This window comes from Thermopolyspora sp. NPDC052614 (genome assembly GCF_040678635.1).
Taxonomy (GTDB): Bacteria; Actinomycetota; Actinomycetes; order Streptosporangiales; family Streptosporangiaceae; genus Thermopolyspora.
In genome coordinates, this window is record NZ_JBFATZ010000003.1 from 549,416 (window position 1) to 569,869 (window position 20,454).

Annotated in this window: 20 protein-coding genes; 8 read left to right on the forward strand and 12 right to left on the reverse strand. The window is 73.6% G+C overall.

The genetic code is table 11. The annotated features are described in order from the left end of the window. Positions 1 to 5: 5 nt before the first annotated feature. From AB0K60_RS09085 to AB0K60_RS09110, 6 genes are all read right to left on the reverse strand, one after another. On the reverse strand, positions 6 to 3,806 hold the full coding sequence (locus AB0K60_RS09085) for an ATP-binding cassette domain-containing protein (protein WP_364050294.1): 3,801 nt from the start codon (positions 3,804 to 3,806) through the stop codon (positions 6 to 8). An 8-nt stretch (positions 3,807 to 3,814) separates the two neighbouring features. Continuing rightward, positions 3,815 to 5,035 carry a hypothetical protein gene (locus AB0K60_RS09090; protein WP_364050297.1) on the reverse strand — a complete coding sequence of 407 codons (1,221 nt, stop codon included), beginning with the start codon at positions 5,033 to 5,035 and terminating at the stop codon, positions 3,815 to 3,817. Next, positions 5,032 to 7,173, reverse strand: a complete 2,142-nt coding sequence (locus AB0K60_RS09095; RefSeq protein ID WP_364050300.1) for a protein phosphatase 2C domain-containing protein — start codon at positions 7,171 to 7,173, stop codon at positions 5,032 to 5,034. Before AB0K60_RS09095 ends, AB0K60_RS09090 begins: the two co-directional genes overlap by 4 nt. Next, entirely contained in the window at positions 7,173 to 7,847 is a 675-nt protein-coding gene (locus tag AB0K60_RS09100) for a vWA domain-containing protein (protein WP_364050303.1), read from the reverse strand. The genes AB0K60_RS09095 and AB0K60_RS09100 overlap by 1 nt, the downstream gene beginning before the upstream one ends. 304 nt (positions 7,848 to 8,151) lie before the next feature. Further along, positions 8,152 to 8,616, reverse strand: coding sequence for an ATP-binding protein (locus AB0K60_RS09105; RefSeq protein ID WP_364050306.1), 465 nt, complete (start codon positions 8,614 to 8,616; stop codon positions 8,152 to 8,154). Between the two features lie 159 nt (positions 8,617 to 8,775). Further along, on the reverse strand, positions 8,776 to 9,375 hold the full coding sequence (locus tag AB0K60_RS09110) for a nucleotidyltransferase family protein (RefSeq protein ID WP_364050309.1): 600 nt from the start codon (positions 9,373 to 9,375) through the stop codon (positions 8,776 to 8,778). A 281-nt stretch (positions 9,376 to 9,656) separates the two neighbouring features. Between AB0K60_RS09110 and AB0K60_RS09115 the strand changes: the two genes are divergently transcribed. Continuing rightward, positions 9,657 to 9,806 (forward strand): GPGG-motif small membrane protein, encoded by a 150-nt coding sequence (locus tag AB0K60_RS09115; RefSeq protein ID WP_364050312.1) that lies wholly within the window; start codon positions 9,657 to 9,659, stop codon positions 9,804 to 9,806. A gap of 9 nt (positions 9,807 to 9,815) precedes the next feature. Then, on the forward strand, positions 9,816 to 10,400 hold the full coding sequence (locus AB0K60_RS09120; protein WP_364050315.1) for an HAD family hydrolase: 585 nt from the start codon (positions 9,816 to 9,818) through the stop codon (positions 10,398 to 10,400). Here the strand turns inward: AB0K60_RS09120 and AB0K60_RS09125 are convergent. Both AB0K60_RS09125 and AB0K60_RS09130 read right to left on the reverse strand, forming a co-directional pair. Next, complete coding sequence (locus AB0K60_RS09125; protein WP_364050318.1) at positions 10,352 to 11,101, reverse strand: metallophosphoesterase; 750 nt, start codon at positions 11,099 to 11,101, stop codon at positions 10,352 to 10,354. The two genes, AB0K60_RS09120 and AB0K60_RS09125, sit on opposite strands and share 49 nt — an antisense overlap. Next, complete coding sequence (locus AB0K60_RS09130; RefSeq protein WP_364050321.1) at positions 11,098 to 11,373, reverse strand: BON domain-containing protein; 276 nt, start codon at positions 11,371 to 11,373, stop codon at positions 11,098 to 11,100. Before AB0K60_RS09130 ends, AB0K60_RS09125 begins: the two co-directional genes overlap by 4 nt. 272 nt (positions 11,374 to 11,645) lie before the next feature. On the opposite strand from AB0K60_RS09130, the gene AB0K60_RS09135 reads away from it, so the two are divergent. From AB0K60_RS09135 to AB0K60_RS09160, 6 genes are all read left to right on the forward strand, one after another. Then, positions 11,646 to 12,683, forward strand: coding sequence for a glycosyltransferase family 9 protein (locus tag AB0K60_RS09135; RefSeq protein WP_364050324.1), 1,038 nt, complete (start codon positions 11,646 to 11,648; stop codon positions 12,681 to 12,683). Beyond that, positions 12,680 to 13,606, forward strand: a complete 927-nt coding sequence (locus AB0K60_RS09140; RefSeq protein WP_364050327.1) for a glycosyltransferase — start codon at positions 12,680 to 12,682, stop codon at positions 13,604 to 13,606. The genes AB0K60_RS09135 and AB0K60_RS09140 overlap by 4 nt, the downstream gene beginning before the upstream one ends. Continuing rightward, complete coding sequence (locus AB0K60_RS09145; protein WP_364050330.1) at positions 13,603 to 14,817, forward strand: glycosyltransferase; 1,215 nt, start codon at positions 13,603 to 13,605, stop codon at positions 14,815 to 14,817. The genes AB0K60_RS09140 and AB0K60_RS09145 overlap by 4 nt, the downstream gene beginning before the upstream one ends. Then, positions 14,814 to 15,527 (forward strand): SDR family oxidoreductase, encoded by a 714-nt coding sequence (locus tag AB0K60_RS09150; RefSeq protein ID WP_364050333.1) that lies wholly within the window; start codon positions 14,814 to 14,816, stop codon positions 15,525 to 15,527. The genes AB0K60_RS09145 and AB0K60_RS09150 overlap by 4 nt, the downstream gene beginning before the upstream one ends. Further along, the gene (locus tag AB0K60_RS09155; protein WP_364050335.1) at positions 15,518 to 16,444 is read left to right on the forward strand and encodes a glycosyltransferase family 9 protein; all 927 of its coding nucleotides are present in this window, start codon (positions 15,518 to 15,520) and stop codon (positions 16,442 to 16,444) included. Before AB0K60_RS09150 ends, AB0K60_RS09155 begins: the two co-directional genes overlap by 10 nt. Before the next feature lie 242 nt (positions 16,445 to 16,686). Further along, positions 16,687 to 17,232 carry a hypothetical protein gene (locus AB0K60_RS09160; RefSeq protein ID WP_364050338.1) on the forward strand — a complete coding sequence of 182 codons (546 nt, stop codon included), beginning with the start codon at positions 16,687 to 16,689 and terminating at the stop codon, positions 17,230 to 17,232. Between the two features lie 7 nt (positions 17,233 to 17,239). Here AB0K60_RS09160 and AB0K60_RS09165 read toward each other — a convergent pair whose 3' ends face one another. Genes AB0K60_RS09165 through AB0K60_RS09180 form a run of 4 tightly spaced genes read right to left on the reverse strand, consistent with a single transcriptional unit; the run spans position 17,240 to position 20,340 of the window. After that, the gene (locus tag AB0K60_RS09165; RefSeq protein WP_364050341.1) at positions 17,240 to 18,286 is read right to left on the reverse strand and encodes a DNA topoisomerase IB; all 1,047 of its coding nucleotides are present in this window, start codon (positions 18,284 to 18,286) and stop codon (positions 17,240 to 17,242) included. A 7-nt stretch (positions 18,287 to 18,293) separates the two neighbouring features. Next, positions 18,294 to 19,349 carry a glycosyltransferase family 9 protein gene (locus AB0K60_RS09170; protein ID WP_364050344.1) on the reverse strand — a complete coding sequence of 352 codons (1,056 nt, stop codon included), beginning with the start codon at positions 19,347 to 19,349 and terminating at the stop codon, positions 18,294 to 18,296. Then, positions 19,346 to 20,146, reverse strand: coding sequence for a glycosyltransferase family A protein (locus tag AB0K60_RS09175; RefSeq protein ID WP_364050347.1), 801 nt, complete (start codon positions 20,144 to 20,146; stop codon positions 19,346 to 19,348). Before AB0K60_RS09175 ends, AB0K60_RS09170 begins: the two co-directional genes overlap by 4 nt. After that, on the reverse strand, positions 20,098 to 20,340 hold the full coding sequence (locus AB0K60_RS09180; RefSeq protein ID WP_364050349.1) for a PT domain-containing protein: 243 nt from the start codon (positions 20,338 to 20,340) through the stop codon (positions 20,098 to 20,100). The genes AB0K60_RS09175 and AB0K60_RS09180 overlap by 49 nt, the downstream gene beginning before the upstream one ends. Positions 20,341 to 20,454: the final 114 nt, after the last annotated feature.

Below are 20,454 nucleotides of genomic sequence, written 5' to 3' on the forward strand. Positions count from 1 at the left end.
CGGCCTCATCGCGCGTGGGAGAGGCGGCGGCGCAGGATCAGCCACGCGGCGATCGTGAAGACGACGGTGAGTACGCCGAGCACGGCCAGGTCGACGGCGAACTGTTCGGTCGTGTGCGTCCATAGAGGGTCGTCGCGAACGCCCGAGCGCAGGTTTTGCGACGCTGCGCCCGCCGCCACGCCCCAGCGGCTCGGGACGATCGCGCCGATGATGGCGAGGGGGCCGGTGAGGGTGAACGCGAAGCCGTTCAGTGCGACCTGGACGATCGCGGCGGCGGTGACCAGGCCGACCGCCTTCTCGGTCGTCGGGGCGAGGGCGGACAGCGCCAGGCCGAGCGCCATCGAGCATAGGGCGACCGCGCTGAGCGGCATCGCCAGTTCGGCGAGCGGTTCGATGGGGAGCAGGCCCGCGGGCGGGCTCCCCCGTGCCGCGCTGTACACGACGGCGGCCAGCGCTCCCTGGATGATCGCCACCACGGCGAAGACGGCGAACTTGCCGAGCACCAGCGCCCCGGGCGACAGGCCGGTGCGGTACTCCCGGGCCGTGATTTCGTACTCCGACACCAGGTTGTTGTAGGTGAGGGCCTGCCCGACGAGCGCGCTCACGATCACCAGCGTGGTGAGCACCTGTCCCCGGTTCAGCCCGGCGGGTTCGGTGTTTCCGCCCGCCAGCGCCGCGATGATCAACGCGCCGATCACGGCGAGGGCGAACGGCATCAGCAGGCCCACCGCTCCGCGCGCCCGCAGCAGCGCCGCCTCGCGGCCCGCGAACACCCGGAACTGGCGCGGCGCGGGCGCTCCCGGGCGGCGGGGCCGTACCGTGTCGCCGGTGGGCAGAGCGGGCATCGGCGGGGTGGTCGGGGCGGTGGCGGCGGAGCGCGCCCCCGTATCCTCCGTGTCCCCCGTGTCTCCCGGATCCCCCGGTACGGCGGGCCGGGCGGCCAGCTCGCGCATCAGCTCGGGGAAGTCCCGCGCCGACAGCGCGGCGAGGACGCCGTCCGGAGGGCCGACGTAGGCGGCCCGGCCGCCGTTGCCCATGACGAGCACCTGGTCGGCGAGCGCGAGGTTGTCCGGGGTGTGCGTGACGACGATGACCGAGCAGCCCCGGTCGGCGATCTCCCGCAGCAGGCGCATGACCTCCTGGTCCAGGCCCGGGTCGAGGCCCGACGTGGGCTCGTCGAGCAGCAGGAGCAGCGGCTCGGAGAGGATCTCCAGGGCGATGGACAGGCGCTTGCGCTGGCCGCCGGAGAGGGTGTCGGCCCGCGCGTCCAGGTGGTCGCCGAGGCCGAGCCGCTCGCAGACCTCGGCGATGCGCTCCTCCCGGGCCCGGCGGGTCAGGTCGGCGGGGAGACGCAGCCGGGCCGCGTACCGCAGGTTCTGCCGGACCGTCAGCGAACGGTGCAGATGATCCTGCTGCGGCACGTAGCCCAGCAGGTGCCGGATGCGCTCGGCGTCGGTCACCAGGTTGAGTCCCCGGAACACCAGCGTGCCGCCGGTGATCGGCAGTTGTCCGAGCAGCGCGCGGAACAGCGACGACTTGCCCGACCCCGACGGGCCCACGATCGCCATGAACTGGCCGTCGCCGAGCGCGAACGACAGCCCCGACAGCGCGGGCAGTTTCCCGTACCGGGCGCTCAGCTCGTGCACGAGCAGGTCGGCCCGCGGCTCCGGACGCGTCTCCAGCGTGTCCTGCGACACCAGCCGGAACATGGTCCCGCCGATGGCGAAGTCGTCCCCGACGGCCAGCGACGCCCACAGCACCGAGCGTCCCCGCACGTACGTGCCGCCGCCCCTGCCGTGGTCCCGCAGCCGGAATCCGCTCGCCGTGCGCAGCAGCGTCGCGTGCTCGGCCGCCACGTCGACGCCCGTCACGAGGATGTCCGCGCCCGCGCCGCTGCCGAGGACCGTCACCGCGCCGATGGAGTGGCGGGCGACCGCTCCGGACGGTGACGCAGGGGCGGCGCGGGCGGGTCGGGCGAGGCCACCCCCGACGTGAGCGGGCCCGGCCGGTGAGCCGGGTCCCGTGTCGGATGAGGTCGGATGGTGGGAAAAGCGAGGGCCGGTGCGGGCTGGAGGCGGGGTGGGGGAGATCCGCACCTCGATTGGGACCCCGCCGACCTCGCCGCGCACGACGCAGAGGCCGGACGGCTCGGGGAACGCGACCGTGCGGTCGTCGCGCCTGGCGTCGGTCACGCTGATCTCCGCGCCGGGCAGGCGGACGTTGAGCCGCCAGACGCCGCGGTGGCGGATGTAGATCAGGTCGTCGGGGGCCGCGAGGCCGGGCACCGGGATCGTGCTGCCGGGTCCCCCGATCGTGTACGCCTGGTCGCCGTCGAGCGTGTGGACGACGTCGCCCACGGTGACGTAGAGAGGATGGGCGAGCGGCGCGCCGGGCCGCAGCGAGGGCGGACGATCGGCCGTCGCGGGCTGGTCCGGGGACGACGCGGGCGGCTGGAGCTGGTCCCCGGGCAGGCGGACGTGATCCGCGGCAGCCTGAGCGATCCCGGCCGTCGGATGCGGGTGAGGCGGAGGCGAGGCCGAATCCGCGTCCGGCGGGCGTATCGCCGGGTCCGCGTCGGGAGGGCGTCCCGCCGACGGCACCGGTGGGGCGGGGACCCGTTCGGTCACCTCCGGCGGCGTGTCCGGCAACCGGCTCGTGGACCCCGGCAACGGGTCCGGAGGTCGCTTCGTCGATCCTGGGGCGTCCGGAAACCGTTTCGTAGAGCCCGGCGACGCATCCGGAGGTCGCTTCGTCGATCCTGGGGCGTCCGGAAACCGCTTCGTCGAGCCCGGCGACGCATCCGGAAGTCGTTTTGTGGGCGAGGGGCCGGCCGAGGCCGAGTGTTCGACCGGGCTCTGGCCGTATCCACCGGACGATCCGCCAAACGAGCCACCGGACGAGCCACCGGACGAGCCACCGGACAAGTCACCGGATGACGAGCCGGAATCGCCGGACGGGGCGGGCGGGAGCCACAGCTGGGCCGGGGCCGGGTCGGCGGTGGTGTCGTGGCCGATGAGGAACTGCAGGGCCTGCAGGGCGGTGGGACGGTCGTCGGGGTTCTTGGCGAGGCAGCGCGCGACCAGCGTGCGCAGCGGCTCGGGGACGCCGTCCAGCCGGGGCGGCTGGTGCAGGATGCGGAACATCAGGGCGGCGACCTCGCCCTCGCCGAAGGGCGGGCGGCCGGTGGCGGCGAAGACCATGGTGGCCGCCCAGGCGTGGACGTCGGCGGCGGGCCCGAGCAGCTCCTTGTGGATCTGCTCGGGGGCCATGTACTGGATGGTCCCGATGATGCCGGTGGTGTGCACCGAGGTGCTCTCCAGCGCCTGCGCGATGCCGAAGTCCACGACCCGCGGCCCGTCGGGGCCGAGCAGCACGTTCGCCGGCTTGAAGTCCCGGTGGATCACCCGCGCCCCGTGGATCGCGGCGAGCGCCGTCGCCGTGTAGGTGGCCAGGCGTTCCAGCGCGGCCCCCGCCAGCACTCCCCCGTCGTCCACGGTCTGCTGCAGCGACGGCCCCGGCACGTACTCGCTGACGATGTACGGCAACCGCCCCGCGAGGTCGGCGTCGAGGACCACGGCCGTGCACGCCTGCGGCACCCGCCGCGCCGCCATCAGCTCCTGGGCGAACCGCTGCCGCGCCTTGGTGTCGTGCGTGCTGTGCGTCACGCCGAGCACCTTGACCGCGACCTCGGGCCCGCCTGGACGCCGCCCCAGGTAGACCCGGCCCTGACCGCCGCGCCCGATCCGCCCGAGGAGCTCGTACGGGCCGACGCGGCCGGGGTCCTCGGGCCCCAGCGGTTCGATCACGGGGCGGCTCACCCTCCGCCTCCGACGGCGCGCAGGAGGAGCAGGACGAGCACGCAGGCCAGGACGATGGCCGCCACCAGCCACTTGTTGTTCCCGGACGGCCGGGCCGCGACCTCGGCCGGTCGCGTCGGGGCGGGCGGCGACGGCTCCGACGCCGCGGCGACGGCGGGCTCGCCCGACGCTGCGGCGACGGCGGACTCGCCCGCCGGCCAGGGCTTTTTGAGGTAGTCGTCCACGCTGACGTACATGCGGTCGCCGATGACCATGCGCGGCCACAGCGCCGCGGCCTCGCGCAGGCGCTCGCCGACGCCCGGCGGGGGGAGGGTGCGAGCGCATTCGATGAGCATGTCGACGGTGTCGGAGCGCATGACGCGGCACAGCACCTCGCGGTCGGGATGCCAGGTCTCGATCGTCTCCTGCACGCACCGCACCACCGCCCAGGCGAACTTGTAGTGGTCGGAGGTGGCGTCGAACGGCCGTCCCTGCTGCTCGGCGGGCAGCTTCCACTGCTCGGGGTCGACGGGCGGCATGGCCCCCTCGCCCTCCAGCGGCACGCACGAGTCGCAGTCGAGCAGGAAGACGCGGGGGCGCGGCTCGATGGTGAAGACCGCGTTGCGCAACTGCAGGTCGCCGACCGCGTACCCGTGCCGGTGCAGCCAGGTGACGATGTCCAGCAGCTCACCGAGCACGGCGAGCTTGTACGGCGGCTCGTAGTAGGCCTTCTTGATCCCGTAGCGTTCGGCGATGCGGCGGGCGCGTTCCGGGCCGCGGGCCAGCTCGTCGAGGTGGCGCGGGGTATCGGTGACCGTCCCGGTGGGGGCGACGCGGCGTTCGAACATGGCGGGGTCGGCGAGCCGTATCAGGATGCCCTCGACCCGGTCGGGCGTGCCGACGGCGGCGATCGGCCAGGCGCACCTGGCGTCGAGCTCCGCGCGCTCGTGGTCCGGCAGCTCCCGCCGCCAGCGGATCATGTCGAGGAGCGGTGGGACGCGGACGTGCTCGGCGGTGGCGGAGTTGTACCGTTTGAATAGGTACGTCTCCAGGTCGGGGGCCACGCACAGGCGCAGGCCGTCCGTCTGGCCGCCGTCGCGCAGGGCCGGCCCGCTATCGACGATGTTCAGTTCCGCCGTGGGCACGATCAGCGGGAGTTCCCGCCGTCCCGCGCCGGGCGCGGTCGCGTCGCGGCTCGCCTTCTCCCGCTCCGCGATCCCCTCGTCATGGCCCGTCATCTCACCGCCGTATCGTGCCGTCCGGCCCACAGGGCCACCACCGTGCGGTCGTCGTCGAAGGTGGACAGGCGGAAGTCGACCTCGCGGACGAAGTCGGTGAGGCTCGGCGGGGTGCGCCAGGTCTCGGCGAGCCGCTGGGCGAGCGGCGTGTGCCCGCCGGCGATCCCGGCGGCGAAGCCGTCGCTGGTGAGGATCAGCAGGTCGGAGTGGCCCCACTCGAACGTCTGGACCTCCACGTTGCCGGGGTCGCCCGGCAGCGCGGTGGTGATGTTGTCGCTGAGGCCGCCGCGGTGCACCGCCCCGACGAGCGCCTGCCACCGGCCGCCGTCGACCCGGATGGCGGGCGAGTCGCCGACCGCCGCGCAGACGCCGGTGCCGGCGCCGTCGGCGGGCAGGACCGCGACCGTGAGGGTGGTGGCGGGCCGGGCGATCGGCGTGCGGTTGGTGTTGGTGCCCTGGCGGGCCGGGCCGAGCGCTTCGGTCGCCTGCCTGATCTCGTCGGAGACGTAGGTGATCAGCGGCCGCCAGCCCCACGTGTGCGGCGACCCGCCGGACCGGAGCGCGCCGTCGACGCCGTCGAGCGCGGCCCGGATCGCCGTGGCGGCGGCGACGTCGGCGTGCCGGGCGCTGCCGAGGCCGTCGGCGACCGCCGCGATCACCCACTGCTCGTCGCCGCTGAGGCGCACGCCGTACGCGTCCTGCCGGGTCTCCCCCCGGTAGCTGTGGGTACGGCCGCGCACGCTGGCGGCCCGCACGGTGAGGCCGCCGAGCAGGCCGCCGTCGAGGGCGAGGCCGCAGGCGGTCGAGGTGGCCTGGCGCGGCAGGTGGACGGCGATGGGCCGGGGCTCCGGGCCGACCACCAGCGGTCCTTCCGCGCCGGACGGCGCCGCCGCCCCCGCCGGTGGCGGCGACACGGTCCGGTAACGGCGGGTCGGCCCGGCCTCGCCCGGTGCGCCGGCGTCCGCCCAGGTGCCCGGGGCGGGGGCTTCGCCGCGCGGTCCCCGGCCGCCGGGCATCCGGCCGCGCCCGGCCGCGCCCACCGGCGCGGGCCGCCAGCCGAACGTCCACAGCAGCCCGCCCGCGAGCGTGCCGCCGACCGCGAGCGCCAGCAGCAGGGACGGCAGGGAGAGGCCCGAGTCCACCTGGTCCCCCCCGCCCGTCTCGGTTTCGGTCGGCGTGGGGTTCGGCCGCGTGGGCGAGGACGAGGCCGAGCGCCGCAGGCCGGCGCGCTGCACCCAGTCCCGCGCCGCCTTGGCCGGGTCGCCGGATCCGGCTCGCTGCCGCACCTTGCGCACCTCCTCGGGGGTGAGTTTGCCGGTCACCTCCTCCAGCAGTCGCCTGCCCTCCGGGTCGCGCTGCGCCATCTGGTCGGAGGCGAGGACGATCAGCGTACGCGACGGCAGCGCGTTCTCGGTGTCGGCGAGGGGCTGCAGTGTGCCGACGGCCGGGGTGGCGCCGGCGGCGACCAGACGCGGGTCGCCGGCCGGCACGAGCACCGCCCGGTCGAACGCGGGGTCCTTCACCAGCTTGTCGAGGTCGCCGCTCGAGTTGGAGACGGTCGCGCTGAGGCCCATGCCGATCAGGGCGCCGTCGAAGATCCGCCCGTACTCGGGGGAGACCAGGATCGTCGGCTCGGCCCGGCTCTCACGCACGGCCCGGCCGAAGTCGGCGATCGTCGTGACCGGTTTGCCCGCGCCCCTCAGCCGGTTCGCGAGCGCGGCGCCCAAGGCCATCACGGGCCGGTCCTGAATTCGGGTCCGGCCGACGAGCCGGTGCCCGGCGACGGCTTTGGCCGCCTTCTCCGCGATCGTGCCGGGTTGCCCCTGCAGGGCGGGGTTGGCCGCGACCAGGTTGGCGTCGTAGGCGACGACGACGGACGCGCTGTCGCCCTGGACGGAGAACTCCTGGTCGTTCGCGACCTTCTGCACGATGCCGTCGGTCGCGGGCCCGTCGAGCGCGGCGGCGTAGATCTCGGCGACGAGCCGCTCGGTCTCACCGCCGCCCGACTTGACGTAGATCTTCTCCTTGGCGGGGTTCGCCGCGACGGCGGTCGCCGTACCCAGGAGAAGGATCCCGCAGATCAGGCCGCAGAGCCCCGCGGCGCGGGCGAGGCGTCGCGTGCCGTGGCGTGCCCGCATCAGACGGCCCTGGGCCGCAGGCGGCGCATGCCGGAGGGGATGGGCAGCACGAAGTCGGAGCTGCGGACCGAGCTGCCGATGCTGTCCTGCACCGCCTGCGCGATCGCCTCGACGACCTTCACCGCCTGGATCGACTCGTCGGCGACGAACGCCAGCGGCTCGCCGTTGAACTCGGTCGCCACCTGGCAGAGCGTCTGCTGGGTGACCCGCCCGAACCCCATCGCGGTGATGTGCGGCCGGTACGCGAAGGCGGGGTCGGTGAGCAGGCCGCGGGCCCGCATCCACACCTCGGCGGGCTGGCGGCTCTTGCCCACGTAGGCGTCGCCGTCGGTGATGAAGAACACGACGGGGGTCTTGAGTTGGTACTGCCCGGACAGGCGCGCGCAGTCGGCCTCGATGAGCCGCCGCAGCGTGATGAACACCTGCTCGTAGTTGGTCTGCCCGCCCTTGGGGAGGGCGGGGATCGCTCCGGCGTCGCACGGCCGGGTGAGCGGCAGCACCAGCTCGGCGCGGTCGTGGAAGGCGAGGATGGCCACGTGCGCGGCCTCGCTCACGCCGGGGTCGCCCACCTCCAGTTGGAACAGCAGCTCGCCGACGCAGTTGGACAGGATGTCGAAGGGGGTCTGGCGGCCGTCCGGGCGGGGCGCGTGCATGCTGTGGCTGACGTCGCACACGATATAGAAGGGAAAAGCCCTCGGTAGGCCATAGCCGAAGGAGGGCTCGGGGAGTTGGGGCATCGTGGTCGGCCTTCCTCGCATCCGCCGCTGAGCATACGGATCGGAGGCCCGCCCGACACCCCCCGATTACGCCGAGGCGAACCTCCGTCACATCAGTAGATGCACAAAAGGCGGCCGAAGTTGCGGGTGCAGTGGAAAAAATTGCCGCGCGGCCGGCGCGCGGGCGAGGAAGCCGATCGGGCGGCGCGGCTACAGGACGCTACAGGAGGCCGCAGGAGGGCTACTAGGGGCTAGGGGAGGGCTACAGGAGGCGGAGGCCCGCGCGCGTGCCGAGGAGGAACCAGACGATCTTTCCGCCGCCGAGCAGCTCGGCCACGCCCCACTCGTCGGCGAGCTTGTCGACGATGACGAGCCCGCGTCCCCCGGGCGAGTCGGAGTCGGCCTGGCACACCCGCGGCAGGGCGGTCCCCTCGTCGAACACCTCGCCGTACACCCAGGAGCCGTTGGTGCCGAGCCGGAAGTGGATGACGCCGTCGCCGTGCCGTACGGCGTTGGTGACCAGCTCGGTGACGATCAGCGAGCAGTCGTCCACCAGGTCCGCGGCGCCCCAGTCGCGCAGCTCCCGGCGGACGGCGCGACGCGCCTCGCCGGCGCTCGCGGCGTCGCATGCCAGCGGGCGATCGTACGTGCGCAGCGGAACCGCGGTCCGGGACGAGACCGAGACGCCGGCCTCACGCGGCTGATCCGCTGCCAGGAAGCAGGTCACAGCTCCTCCTCAGGGGAATGGGAGCGCTCCCACAATGTTACCGGTCCAAGTCCTGCCTGTGAATGTTCTGTCACAGAATCGCCATCAAATACCGCGGCACCGAAAATCTGCGCGTTCTTCTCGGCGGCTTCCGCCGGACCACATCGCGGCCCGGTCGCTTCAGGGCCACTCCGCCGTGTACGGCGGCGGCAGCTTGGGGTTGGCGATCCCGAGCCGATCCAGCAGCGTGAGGAACGCATAGGAGTACGGCGACTCCGCGGTGACCGCCGCCACCCGGTCCCAGTCCACCTGCTCGCGCATGGCGCGGACCATCGGCAGCAGCGCGCCGAAATCGCAGCCGTGCTCCGACAGCGGCAGCAGCCAGCTCACCACCAGGTCGGTGGCCTCGAGCACCGGCAGGTTCACCGCCGCCGCGGCCCGCAGCTCGGCCCGCTCGACGATGAGCGAGGTGATCGGCCGCTCGGCGATCCGGAAGATCAGATCGACCAGCCTGTCCCCCTCGTCGTACGCCTTGACCAGCCAGTCCTCCGGCGGCTTGACCGTACGGAAGCCGAGCTCGCGCAGCCGCCCCAGGGCGGTGGGAACGTCCTCCTCGGGCAGCACGAAATCGACGTCATGCAGCGAGGGGGCCGCCCCGCGCGCGTAGGCGGCGCAGCCACCGGCGAGGGCGAAGCGCACGCCGACGTCCTTGAGCCCGGTACCGGCGCGCTTGAGCGTCTCAAGGATCGCGTCGGTCACCTCGTGGCTGTGACTGCCCATGTATCCGGCCTCCTGACATCGGCGGACGCCTGTCTACCCGCACGAATCAAGGTCAAACTCCACGTCGTCCCAGCATTCGCCCTGGTGGCGCCCCTCTCCGACGGGACGGGCCGTCGTGTCACCCCACTATCCGGAGGGGAAACCGGCAAACGTCCGCCGCGTTGCCCGACCCGCTCATCGGGCCCGCTGACCAGGCAGGACATCCCGCCTCGATGGTCAAGCGACGGCACAGGAAGGGTTGCCCGCGTTAGATCGCGATTCGCCAGGGCAGTGGCGGGGCCATGGCCACTTTGCTTTGGATCATCGCAGTCGTACTCGTCATCGCCGGGATCTACGTGATCCTGGCCCGCAGGGACATCCTCTGGGGGATCGTCCTCATCGTCGTGGGCTTCCTCGTCGGCCCCGGCGGCGTCAGCATCTTCAACCCCTAACCCGTGCGGGTGACCCGCCCCGCGGCCGTCCTGTTCGACCGCGACGGCACCCTGATCCTGGACGTGCCGTACAACCGGGATCCGGATGAGGTACGGCCGATGCCCGGCGCGGCGGCCGCTCTCGACCGGGTACGGCGAGCCGGGGTGCCGATCGCGGTCGTCACCAACCAGTCGGGGATCGCCCGGGGCGTCATCTCCCCCGCGCGGCTCGCCGCGGTGAACCGGCGGGTGGAGGAGCTGCTCGGCCCCTTCGACGTGTGGGAGATCTGCCCGCACGGCGAGGCCGACGGCTGCCCCTGCCGCAAGCCGCGTCCGGGCATGATCCTGCGGGCCGCGCGCCGCCTCGGCGTCGCGCCGTCCGGCTGCGTCGTCATCGGCGACATCGGCCGCGACGTGGAGGCGGCGGCCCGCGCGGGGGCGCGCGGCATCCTGGTCCCGACCCCGGTCACCCTGCCCGCCGAGGTCGAGGCCGCCGCCGAGACGGCTCCCGACCTGCGCGCCGCCGTCGAGCTGGCCCTCTCAGCAACCGCCCGCACGCTCCGGGCTCACGGTTCGATCCAGCTCTCCTCGGACTCGTCCTCCGGCAGCCGATAGACCGTGTACGCCCGCTGGATCACCGGCAACGCGACGTTCCGCACCCGTACGCCGCCGGGGGTCATGCCCTTCTCGACGCCCGCGTGCGCGTGCCCGTGGACGATCAGATCGGCCCCCACCGCGTCCACCGCCTCGGAGAGCAGGTAGCTGCCGAGAAACGGGTAGATCTCCGGCGGCTCGCCGAGCAGGGTGTCCTTGACCGGGGAGTAGTGGCTGAGCACCACCCTGCGGTCGGCGACGACGTTCTTGAGCGCCTCGCGCCACTCCCCGGCGATGCGTCTGGTGTGCCCGACGAAGTCCTTGATCTCCCGCTCGCCGAACTCGCTGGCGCACTTGCCCGCGAAGCCGCCGCCGAAGCCCTTGCCGCCGACGATGCCCAGCCTCGTACCGTCGCACTTGATCACGACCGAGTCGTTCATCAGCACCGAGATCCCGGCCTCACGCAGCATCGAGGCGATCTCGCCCTGGACGTCGGAGTGGTAGTCGTGGTTGCCCAGCACGGCGACGACGGGGATCGGCAGGTCGCGGAACTCGCCGACCACGACCTTGCCCTCCTCGACGGTGCCGTGCCGGGTCAGGTCGCCGGCGAGCAGCAGCACGTCCGCGCGTTCCTCGATGCCGTCGAGCCGGGGCCGGTACCACCCCTTGGTGTCCTTGCCGAGATGCACGTCACCTACCGCGGCGACCCTCACCGGGCTCACAGTCGCTCGTCCTCCTCCGCCGCACGAATGTTGACCACATCGACCTCGTTGTGCACGTGCGCGCCCGGGGCCGCCTCCTTCGCCACCTCGGTGAGGTGACGCCGCCGCTCCACCGATCCCACCCTGCCGCGCAGGAAGACCTGGTCGCCGTGCACGTCCACCTTGATGCCGAGCTCGTTGGTGCGCTCGTCCTCGGCGAGCGCCTGCTGCACGCGTGCCGCGACGTAGTGCGGCGCGTCCTGCGTCCTCTCCTGGTGCGCCTGCTTGGGCATGGCGCTCCCCCCTTTCGAGATCCCGTCCGCAACCCGTCCGCAACCCGCGTTCGGAACCCCGTCCGGAACCCGCGTTCGGGACCCCGTGTTCCGGGCCCTGGTACGGCCTGCGCCTGCCCGTTGACCGCCCGGTGAAACCGCGCCGTACATCCGGGTCGCGCAAAGCGCCCAGGTTTGAGGCGCATAAACGGCGGAAAAACGGACAGCAGAGAGCCGGTGCCTAAGACGCAGGCACCTCCCTCGGCTTTGAGCTGCCTGAGTGAGGTGTCGCGTTGCCCGTTCTCGATCCCGTGGCCGGAGTCGGACCGCCCGTTCTCGTCGCCCGCCTGGACAACGTCGGCGACGTCCTCATCACCGGCCCCGCGATCCGCGCGGTCGCCGCGCGCTCGTCCCGGGTCGTGATGCTCGCCGGCCCCCGGGGACGGGACGCGGCCGAGCTGCTCCCCGGCGTGAACCGGGTCATCACCTGGCACGCCCCCTGGATCGACCAGGAGCCCGAGCCCGTCGAGCGCCCGAAGGTCCGCGCCCTGATCGAGGAGATCGAGGCGGAGGGCGTACGCACGGCGCTCATCTTCACCTCCTTCCACCAGTCCCCGCTGCCGCTGGCGCTGCTGCTGCGGCTGGCCGGGGTGGAGTGGATCGGGGCGATCTGCGAGGACTACCCCGGTTCCCTGCTCGACCTGCGCCATCACGTGGACGGCGACCCGCCGGAGGTGGAGCGCGCCCTGTCGCTCGCCGCCGCGGCCGGCTTCCCCCGCTGTGACGATGGTCTACCCGCCGTGAGGAAACCCCTACCCGACGTCCGGCATCTTGTCGGAGATGACGGGTATGTCGTGCTTCACCCGGGTACCTCGGTGCCGGCCCGGGCCTGGCCGCCCGGCCACTGCGCGCAGGCCGTACGCCTGCTCGCCCGGACGGGTTTCCGGGTCGTCGTCACCGGCGCGCCGGCCGACCGCGACCTGACCGCCTTCGTCGCGGGGGACGACGGGCTGGACCTGGGCGGCGGGACGACGCTCGCCGAGCTGGCCGCCGTGCTCGACGGGGCGTCGGCCCTCATCGCCGGCAACACCGGCCCGGCCCACCTGGCCGCGGCGGTGGGCACCCCGGTGGTGTCGCTGTTCGCGCCGACGGTTCCCGCCGCCCGGTGGGCGCCGTACGGGGTGCCGTGCGTGCTCCTGGGCGACCCGGACGCGCCGTGCGCCGGGTCAAGGGCCCGCACCTGCCCGGTTCCCGGGCATCCCTGCCTGAGCTCCGTGACCCCGAGCCAGGTACTCGCCGCTGTGGTCCGACTAGTCAAGGAGGCCGCGTGAGAATCCTGGTCTGGCACGTGCACGGCTCCTGGATGACCGCGTTCGTGCATGGCCGGCACGAGTACCTCGTTCCCGTCACACCCAACCGCGGCCCGAACGGGCTCGGCCGCGCCACCACCTACGAGTGGCCGGACAACGCCCTGGAGGTCCCCCCCGAACGGCTCCGCGACGAGCACGTCGACGTCGTCGTGCTGCAGCGGCCGCACGAGATCGACCTGGCCCGGCAGTGGCTCGGGCGCGACGTCCCCATGATCTACGTGGAGCACAACACCCCCAAGGGCGACGTGCCGGAGAGCCGCCACCCCATGGCCGACCGGGACGATGTGGTCCTGGTGCACGTCACCCACTTCAACGCCCTGTTCTGGGACTCCGGCCGTACGCCGGCGACGGTGATCGAGCACGGCGTCCCCGACCCCGGCCACCTCTACACCGGCGAGCTGCCCCGCGCCGCCGCCGTGATCAACGAGCCGATCCGCCGCTTCCGGGTGGCGGGCACGGACCTGCTTTCCCGCTTCGCCCCCGTGGACGTGTTCGGCATGCGGACCGCGCCCCTCGCCGAGTACGGCCTGACCCCGCAGGACGACCTGCCGCAGCGGCGCATGCACCGCGAGCTGGCCCGCCGTCGCGTGTACGTGCACCCCAACCGGTGGACCTCGCTCGGCCTGTCGCTGCTGGAGGCGATGACGATGGGCATGCCGGTCGTCGTGCTCGCCGCCACCGAGGCCGTCGAGGCCGTCCCGCCCGAGGCCGGGGTGCTGTCCACCCGGCCCGACGTGCTGGCGGAGGCGGTGCGGGCCTACATCGCCGACCCGGCCCTGGCCCGGCAGGCGGGCAAGGCCGCCCGGGCGGCGGCCCTGGAACGCTACTCGCTCCACCGCTTCCTGGGCGACTGGGATCGGCTGCTCCTGGAGGTGACCCGGTGAAGATCGCGATGATCTCGGAACACGCCAGTCCGCTCGCCGCGCTCGGCGGCGTCGACTCGGGCGGTCAGAACGTGCACGTGGCCTCGCTCGCGGCGGCGATCGCCGCCAAGGGCCACGAGGTGCGCGTCTACACCCGCCGCGACGATCCCGGCCTGGCCGAGCGGGTGCCGCTCGGCGACGGGGTGACGGTCGTGCACGTGCCCGCCGGGCCCGCCGAGCCGGTCGGCAAGGACGGCATGCTGCCGTACGTGCCGGAGTTCGGCCGGTGGCTCGCCGCCGACCTCGCCGCCGACCCGCCGGACATCCTGCACAGCCACTTCTGGATGAGCGGGCTCGCCGCGCTCGCCGCCGCCCGCGAGCTCGATCTGCCGGTGGCGCACACCTACCACGCCCTCGGCGCGGTCAAGCGCCGCCACCAGGGCGCGGACGACACCAGCCCGCCCGAGCGGATCAACGCCGAGACCATGATCGGCCGCAACGTGGACACGGTGATCGCCACCTGCGGCGACGAGGTCACCGAGCTGCTGCGCATGCGGGTGCCGCGGCGGCGGGCGTGCGTGGTGCCGTGCGGCGTGGACACCGACCTGTTCGTGCCCGAGCCGGTGGCGAAGAGCACGCCCAAGCCCCGCCGCCTGGTGAGCGTGGGCCGGCTGGTGCCGCGCAAGGGCCTCGACACCGTCATCGAGGCGCTGTGCGGGATCAAGGACGCCGAGCTCGTCGTCGCCGGCGGTCCCGAGCCGGGCGAGCTCGACCGCGACCCGGAGGTGGCCCGGCTGCGCGCCGTCGCCGAGGCGGCGGGCGTCGCCTCGCGGGTGCGCTTCCTCGGCCGGGTGCCCCGGGAACGGGTGCCCGAGCTGCTGCGCTCGGCCGCGCTGACCGTCTGCGTGCCCTGGTACGAACCGTTCGGCATGGTCGCCCTGGAGTCGATGGCGTGCGGCGTGCCCGTCGTGGCCTCCGCCGTGGGCGGGCACAAGGAGACCGTCGTCAACGGCGTCACCGGCATCCTGGTGCCGCCCCGGCATCCGGCCGCGGTCGCCCGCGCGGCCAAGCGGCTCCTCGACGAGCCGCTGCAGCGCACCGCGTACGGCATCGCCGCCGCCGACCGGGCCCGCTCCCGGTACGGCTGGCCGCGCATCGCCGCCGAGACCCTGGCCGCGTACGGCAGAGTGCTGGCCGCGCGAGGCCGCCGACCGGAACGGAGGGCATCATGAGAGTGCTGATCACCGGCGGCGCGTCCGGCCTGGGCGCCGCCGTCGCCGAGGCCGTCGCCAAGGACGGCGGCCGTCCCCTCGTCATCGACCGCTCGCCCGTCGGGCAGGTGGCCGACCAGATGGCCGGGCAGGTGGTTGGGCAGGTGATGGTCGAACAGGTGCAGGCCGACCTCGCCGACCGGCTCGCCGCCGAGCGGGCCGTGGACGACCTGGCCCGCGCCGCCGGAGGGCTGGACGCGGTGGTCACCGCCGCGGGCATCGACGCCTGCGGGCGGCTGGAGGACGTCCCGGCCGCCGAGTGGGAGCGGGTGATCCGGGTCAACCTGTTCGGCACCGCGTCGGTGGTGCGGGCGGCGCTGCCGTACCTGCGCGAGAGCAGGGGCCGGGTGGTGACGGTCGCCTCCACGCTGGGCCTGCGGGCGGTGAGCGACGCCACCGCGTACTGCGCGTCCAAGTTCGGCGTGGTCGGCTTCACCCGGGCCCTCGCCGCCGAGACCGCCGGAAGCGTCGGGGTCACGCTGGTGGTGCCGGGCGGCATGGACACGCCCTTCTTCGACAACCGCGAGGAGAGGTACAAGCCGCCGCCGGACCTGCGGCTCAACGATCCCCGCGAGGTCGCCGAGGCCGTCATGTTCGCGCTGAGCCGTCCCGCCGGGTGCGAGCTGCGCGAGCTGGTGATCTGCTCGGACCAGGAGACCTCGTGGCCGTGACGGCCCTGGCGCTGCGCGCGCTCGGCCTCGGCGACCTGCTGACCACCGTCCCGGCCCTGCGCGCGCTGCGGCGGAGCGGCATGCGCGTGGTGCTCGCCGCGCCGACATGGCTGCGCGAGATCGCCGACCTCACCGACGCGGTCAGCGTGCTGCTCCCCACCGCCGACATGACGGATTTATCGTGGCATGGACCCGTCGATCTCGCCGTCAACCTGCACGGTAAGGGCCCGCGCAGCCACGAGCGCCTGCTCGCCCTCGCCCCCGACCGCCTCTGGGCCTACGCCCACCCCGACGTACCGGAGGTCAAGGGCCCCGAATGGGACGAGGAAGAACACGAGGTCGCCCGCTGGTGCCGCCTGCTCACCTGGTACGGCCTCGCCGCCGACCCCGGCGACCTCACCCTGCGCCGCCCCCGCCTGCGCCGCCCCGAACCGGGCACCGTCGTCGTCCACCCCGGCGGCAAGGGCACCGCCCGCCGCTGGCCGCCGGAGCGCTTCGCCGAGGTCGCCCGCGAGCTGAGCCGCCGCGGCCATCCCGTCGTCCTCACCGGCAACGCCCGGGAACGCCCCCTCGCCCTCCAGGTCGCCACCGCCGCCCGTCTCCCCCTGAGCACGGCCCTGGCGGGCCGCACCTCGATGCGCGAGCTGTGCGCCCTGGTCGCCGACGCCCACCTGCTGGTCAGCACCGACACCGGCATCGCCCACCTGGCCACGGCGTACGGCACCCCCTCGGTGGTCGTCTTCGGCCCGGAGTCCCCGTCCCGCTGGGGCCCGCCCCCGGACCGGCCGCAGCACCGCGTCCTGCACAGGGGCCCGGACCCGCGCGCCGTCACCGTCGCCGAGGTGCTCGCCGCGGCGACGGATCGGGGCGGAAACCTTCAAGAACTCTCCGGCCACCATTTCAAGCGCCGGAAGTGATTAAAAACGACAAAACTGAGGACACGCGCCCGCTCCACTCCCAGAAGACATCGAAATTGCGGTCCTGCCATTACCGAACATTCGGCCATATAACGCATGGTGCCGGCGAACGTGCATAGTAGGCGAACGTGCATAGTAATTGTTCGGGTGCATAGATCATGTGATGACCGGCGCGCGAGGAGCCGATGCGCGAGGAGCCGGCGCGTCGTGCACGGCGCATGATTCGGACGACGCGATCGCCCATGCTGGAGCGGCTTATCGGCCCCGACCGGACGCGCCGGGAGCCGGCGGCCGTCCGCGAGCTGATCCGGCGGACCGGCGGCCACCCCCACATCATCCAGGCGGTCGGCACGCGCATCGCGTCCCGCCCCGGCTGGGGCATCGCGGAGGCGGTCGGCCGTCTCGGTCCGTCCGGCCCGGATCTGCCGGTCCCGCCGGAGTGCGAGGCCATCGTGGGCCCGTACGAGTCGGCGGTGGAGCGGCTCTCCCTCGCCGAGGTCGAGGCCTTCTACTTCCTCTCCCTGCTGGATGAGCCGGACTTCTCCCTCGCCACCGCGTCGGCCGTGCTGAACCTGCCCCACGCCGCCGCCGCGGTCCTGCTGGAGTCCCTGGTCGACGTGCACCTGCTCGAATCCGCGGGTCCGGACCGCTACCGCTACCAGGAGCCCCTGCGCAACTACGCCCGCGATCACGTGGGCGACCGCCTCGCGGCACGCCGCGCGGCGGCGGCGAGGTTCCGGCGTCTCGACGACGCCAGGACCGGCCGCCTCTACGTCGGCGCGGGCTGACCGGCCGTCAGGTCCGCCGCCGCGTACGGCGCAGCAGCTCGATGACCGCCTTCTCCGCCTCGCCGTGGGTGGCGAGCGTCGCGGTGTCGTCGCCGATGTGCCCCAGCGCCGGGGCGATCGTGTGCCCGTGCTCGTACAGCTCGATGACCCGCGGATCCACGTACGACGCGCGGGCCACGGCGGGGGTGTTGCCGAGGTACTCGGCCACCTCCGTCATCACCCGCGACACCGCCCGTTTCTGCCCCCGGCTCCCCCGCGCGGGCGAGGAGACCGCGAGCCCGACGGCGGCGAGGACGGTGGCGTGCCAGGTGCGGAAGTCCTTGGCGGTGACCTCCTCGCCGAAGGTCTCCTTGAGGTAGGCGTTGATGTCGGCGCTGCGCACGTCCCGCCACCGGCCGTCCTCCTTGAAGCGCAGCAGCTCGCCCTCGCCGCGCGAGCACAGCGCGCGGACGACCGCGCAGACCCCCTCGTCGGCGAGCACCTGCTCGCGCTGCTTGCCGCCCTTGGCCGGGTAGGAGCAGGTGACCGTGCCGTTGGCGCAGGTGATGTGCTCCACGCGCAGGGTGGCCAGGCCGAAGGAGTCGGTGTACTCCTCGCCGCCGACGCGGAAGAAGCCGACGTCGAGCATGCGGGCGGCGGTCGCCATGACGCGCCGCTTGGTCAGGCCGCGGCCATCAAGGTGCTCGGCGACGCGGGCGCGGAAGTCCGGCAGGTGCTCGGCGATCTCCAGGACGCGGTCGAACTTGGCCCGGTCCTGCTGCCGGCGCCACTCGTCGTGGTACCGGTACTGGCGGCGGCCCGCCGCGTCCGTGCCGACGGCCTGGATGTGCCCGGTGGGGTCGGCGCAGATCCACACGTCGGTCCACGCGGGCGGGATCGCCAGGGATTTGATCCGCCTGATGGTCCGGTGGTCGTGGATCCGGCGGCCCCGGGCGTCGTAATAGCTGAACCCGCTGCCCCGGCGGCGGCGTACGATGCCCGGCTCGGCCGGGTTGCTCGGACGCAGGTCGATCGGGGCCGGTTCGAAGATCTCTATAAGGTGTGAGGTGTTCATGGCTGGCTCATGTCAGTAGGTCGGCCGCTTCCCGGGCCACCGCGTCCACCGGGATGTCCGCCACCCACGAGACCCGGTGCCCGCAGTCCTTCATGCCGATGTCGACGCGGTTTCCGCCGCACGCCGGGCAGGCGAGCGTCCAGGAGAGCAGCGGGCGGTGCTGTGCCCTGGTCAGCGGTCCCGCGTTGATGAGGTTTCCACACCAGTAAATGCCAACCGTGGGGGTGCCCACGGCGGCGGCCAGGTGCCGGGGCCCGGTGTCGTTGCTGATCAGCAGGTCGCAGGCGGCGTACAGGGCGGCGAGGCCGCCGATGCCGAGCTCGTCCACGACGGCCCGGGCGGGGGTGCGCATCGCGGCGACGACGCGGGCGACGACGTCCCGCTCGGACCCGGTGCCGGTGACGACGACGGGCCGGTTGAGCCGGTCGGCGACGCGGGCGAAGCGTTCGGCGGGCCAGCGGCGGCGCGGGTCGCTCGCGCCCGGGTGCACCGCCACCAGGCCGCGCGGCAGCGGGCCGAGCACCCGGGCGAGCTGGGCCCAGTCGTCGCGGGTGACGGCGAGGCGGGGCTCGGGCGGGCCGTCGAGCCGGGCGCCGACCAGGCCGGCGACCTCCAGGTAGCGCATCGTCTCGTGCTGGTAGTAGACGTACGGCACCCAGCGGTCCAGCGGCTCGGCGTCGGCGGCGCGCAGCCCGGCCGTGACGCGGGCCCCCAGCCTGCGTACGCACGGGTTGGAGTACCGGCCGCCGCCGTGCATCTGCAGCGCCAGGTCGAAGCGGCGGCGGCGCAGGCCCGCGTAGAACTCCTCGGGCGCCTCGCCCTCCTCGGTGTCGGGCAGCGAGACCCCCTTGATCGGCGGCAGGGCGACCACCTCGTCCACCGGTCCCGGGCGGCCGCGCAGGAAGCGGGCGTGCCACTCGCGGGCGAGCAGCGTCAGCCGGGCCTGCGGATAGGCGGCCTTGAGCGCCTCCAACGCCGGGTAGGCGAGCAGCAGGTCGCCGATCGCGTTCGCCCGCAGCACCGCGATGCTGCGCACCTCCGGTACCCAGTGGCGTGTCCTCACGGCCCCTCGTCCGCGATCACGTAGTCGTAGCATTCGGCGTCCCGGTCGCGGATCGTGGTGGGCAGCTCCAGGTGGTAGGCGCGGCTGGGCAGCAGGCCCGCCCCGCCGTACCGCTCCATGACCCTGAGCTGGGCGACCACGTCCTCGCCCGCGTGCCGGGGCGGCACCCTCGGCCAGAAGCCGAAGCCGCCGCACTCGACGAGCCGGCGCCGGTCGTAGAGCACGCAGGCGCCGATCCAGGCCACCTTGTACGCCCACCACGACCGCTCGTCGCGGCGGTGCTTGCGGGCCAGGTGCAGCGGGTTGGCCGCGTTGTGCAGGCGGTGCCGCGCCCAGGCCGGGCTCCCCCGGCGTACTCGTTCCGGGCGCACCCCGTGCCGCCACTCCTCGTACGGCACCAGCTCGTCCGGCCGCAGATCGTCCCGATACGACAGCCCCTGCACGGCGAAGCCCACGAACCCGCATTCGAGCGCCCCGAGCGCGTGCGCGAGCACGGCGACGCCGTGCGGGTCGAGCCAGACGTCGTCGTCGAGGAAGAGCACGGCGGGCCGGTCCGCGCGGGCGAGCAGGAAGGCGCGCTGCTCGGCCATGCCCCGAGGCGGCACGTGCCGGTGCACCTCCACGGGATGCCCGTGGTGTTCGAGGATGCGGATGGCCGCGGCCACGACGGGCTCCTCGCGCACCGGGGCCGTGGACTGGTCCGACACGATCACCCGGAACCCGGGCGCGCTCTGCGCCGCCAGCCCGGTCAGCGTGACGGCCAGCGCGTCGGGCCGGTCCCGGGTGGGCACGAGCACATCGACGCAGGTGGCCTGGGCGATATCGCCGCCCGGGCCGTCGGGGCGGCGCCCGTCGGTCTGCCCGTCGGTCTGCCCGTCGGTCTGCCCGTCGGTCTGCCCGTCGGTCTGCCCGTCGGTCTGGAGGCGGGGCATCGCGAACACGGCTCTCGGCTACCCCTGGGGCACCTGGATAAACCAGGCAACACGGTCATTACCCTGCGGCCCGGCCATGGTCCGCGTGGTTTTTCCAGGCGTTTACTTCGTAATACGCCGGATCCTGGTGATTATCGCGTGCGTCGCGTCGGTCGCCTGCGCGCCGGGCGGAA

Coding starts and splice junctions, on each gene's coding strand:
- AB0K60_RS09090 (WP_364050297.1), bottom strand. CDS start 5,035: ATGACGGGCCATGACGAGGGGATCGCGGAGCGGGAGAAGGCGAGCCGC.
- AB0K60_RS09095 (WP_364050300.1), bottom strand. CDS start 7,173: ATGCGGGCACGCCACGGCACGCGACGCCTCGCCCGCGCCGCGGGGCTC.
- AB0K60_RS09110 (WP_364050309.1), bottom strand. CDS start 9,375: ATGGGCAGTCACAGCCACGAGGTGACCGACGCGATCCTTGAGACGCTC.
- AB0K60_RS09115 (WP_364050312.1), top strand. CDS start 9,657: ATGGCCACTTTGCTTTGGATCATCGCAGTCGTACTCGTCATCGCCGGG.
- AB0K60_RS09130 (WP_364050321.1), bottom strand. CDS start 11,373: ATGCCCAAGCAGGCGCACCAGGAGAGGACGCAGGACGCGCCGCACTAC.
- AB0K60_RS09150 (WP_364050333.1), top strand. CDS start 14,814: ATGAGAGTGCTGATCACCGGCGGCGCGTCCGGCCTGGGCGCCGCCGTC.
- AB0K60_RS09160 (WP_364050338.1), top strand. CDS start 16,687: ATGCTGGAGCGGCTTATCGGCCCCGACCGGACGCGCCGGGAGCCGGCG.
- AB0K60_RS09165 (WP_364050341.1), bottom strand. CDS start 18,286: ATGAACACCTCACACCTTATAGAGATCTTCGAACCGGCCCCGATCGAC.
- AB0K60_RS09180 (WP_364050349.1), bottom strand. CDS start 20,340: ATGACCGTGTTGCCTGGTTTATCCAGGTGCCCCAGGGGTAGCCGAGAG.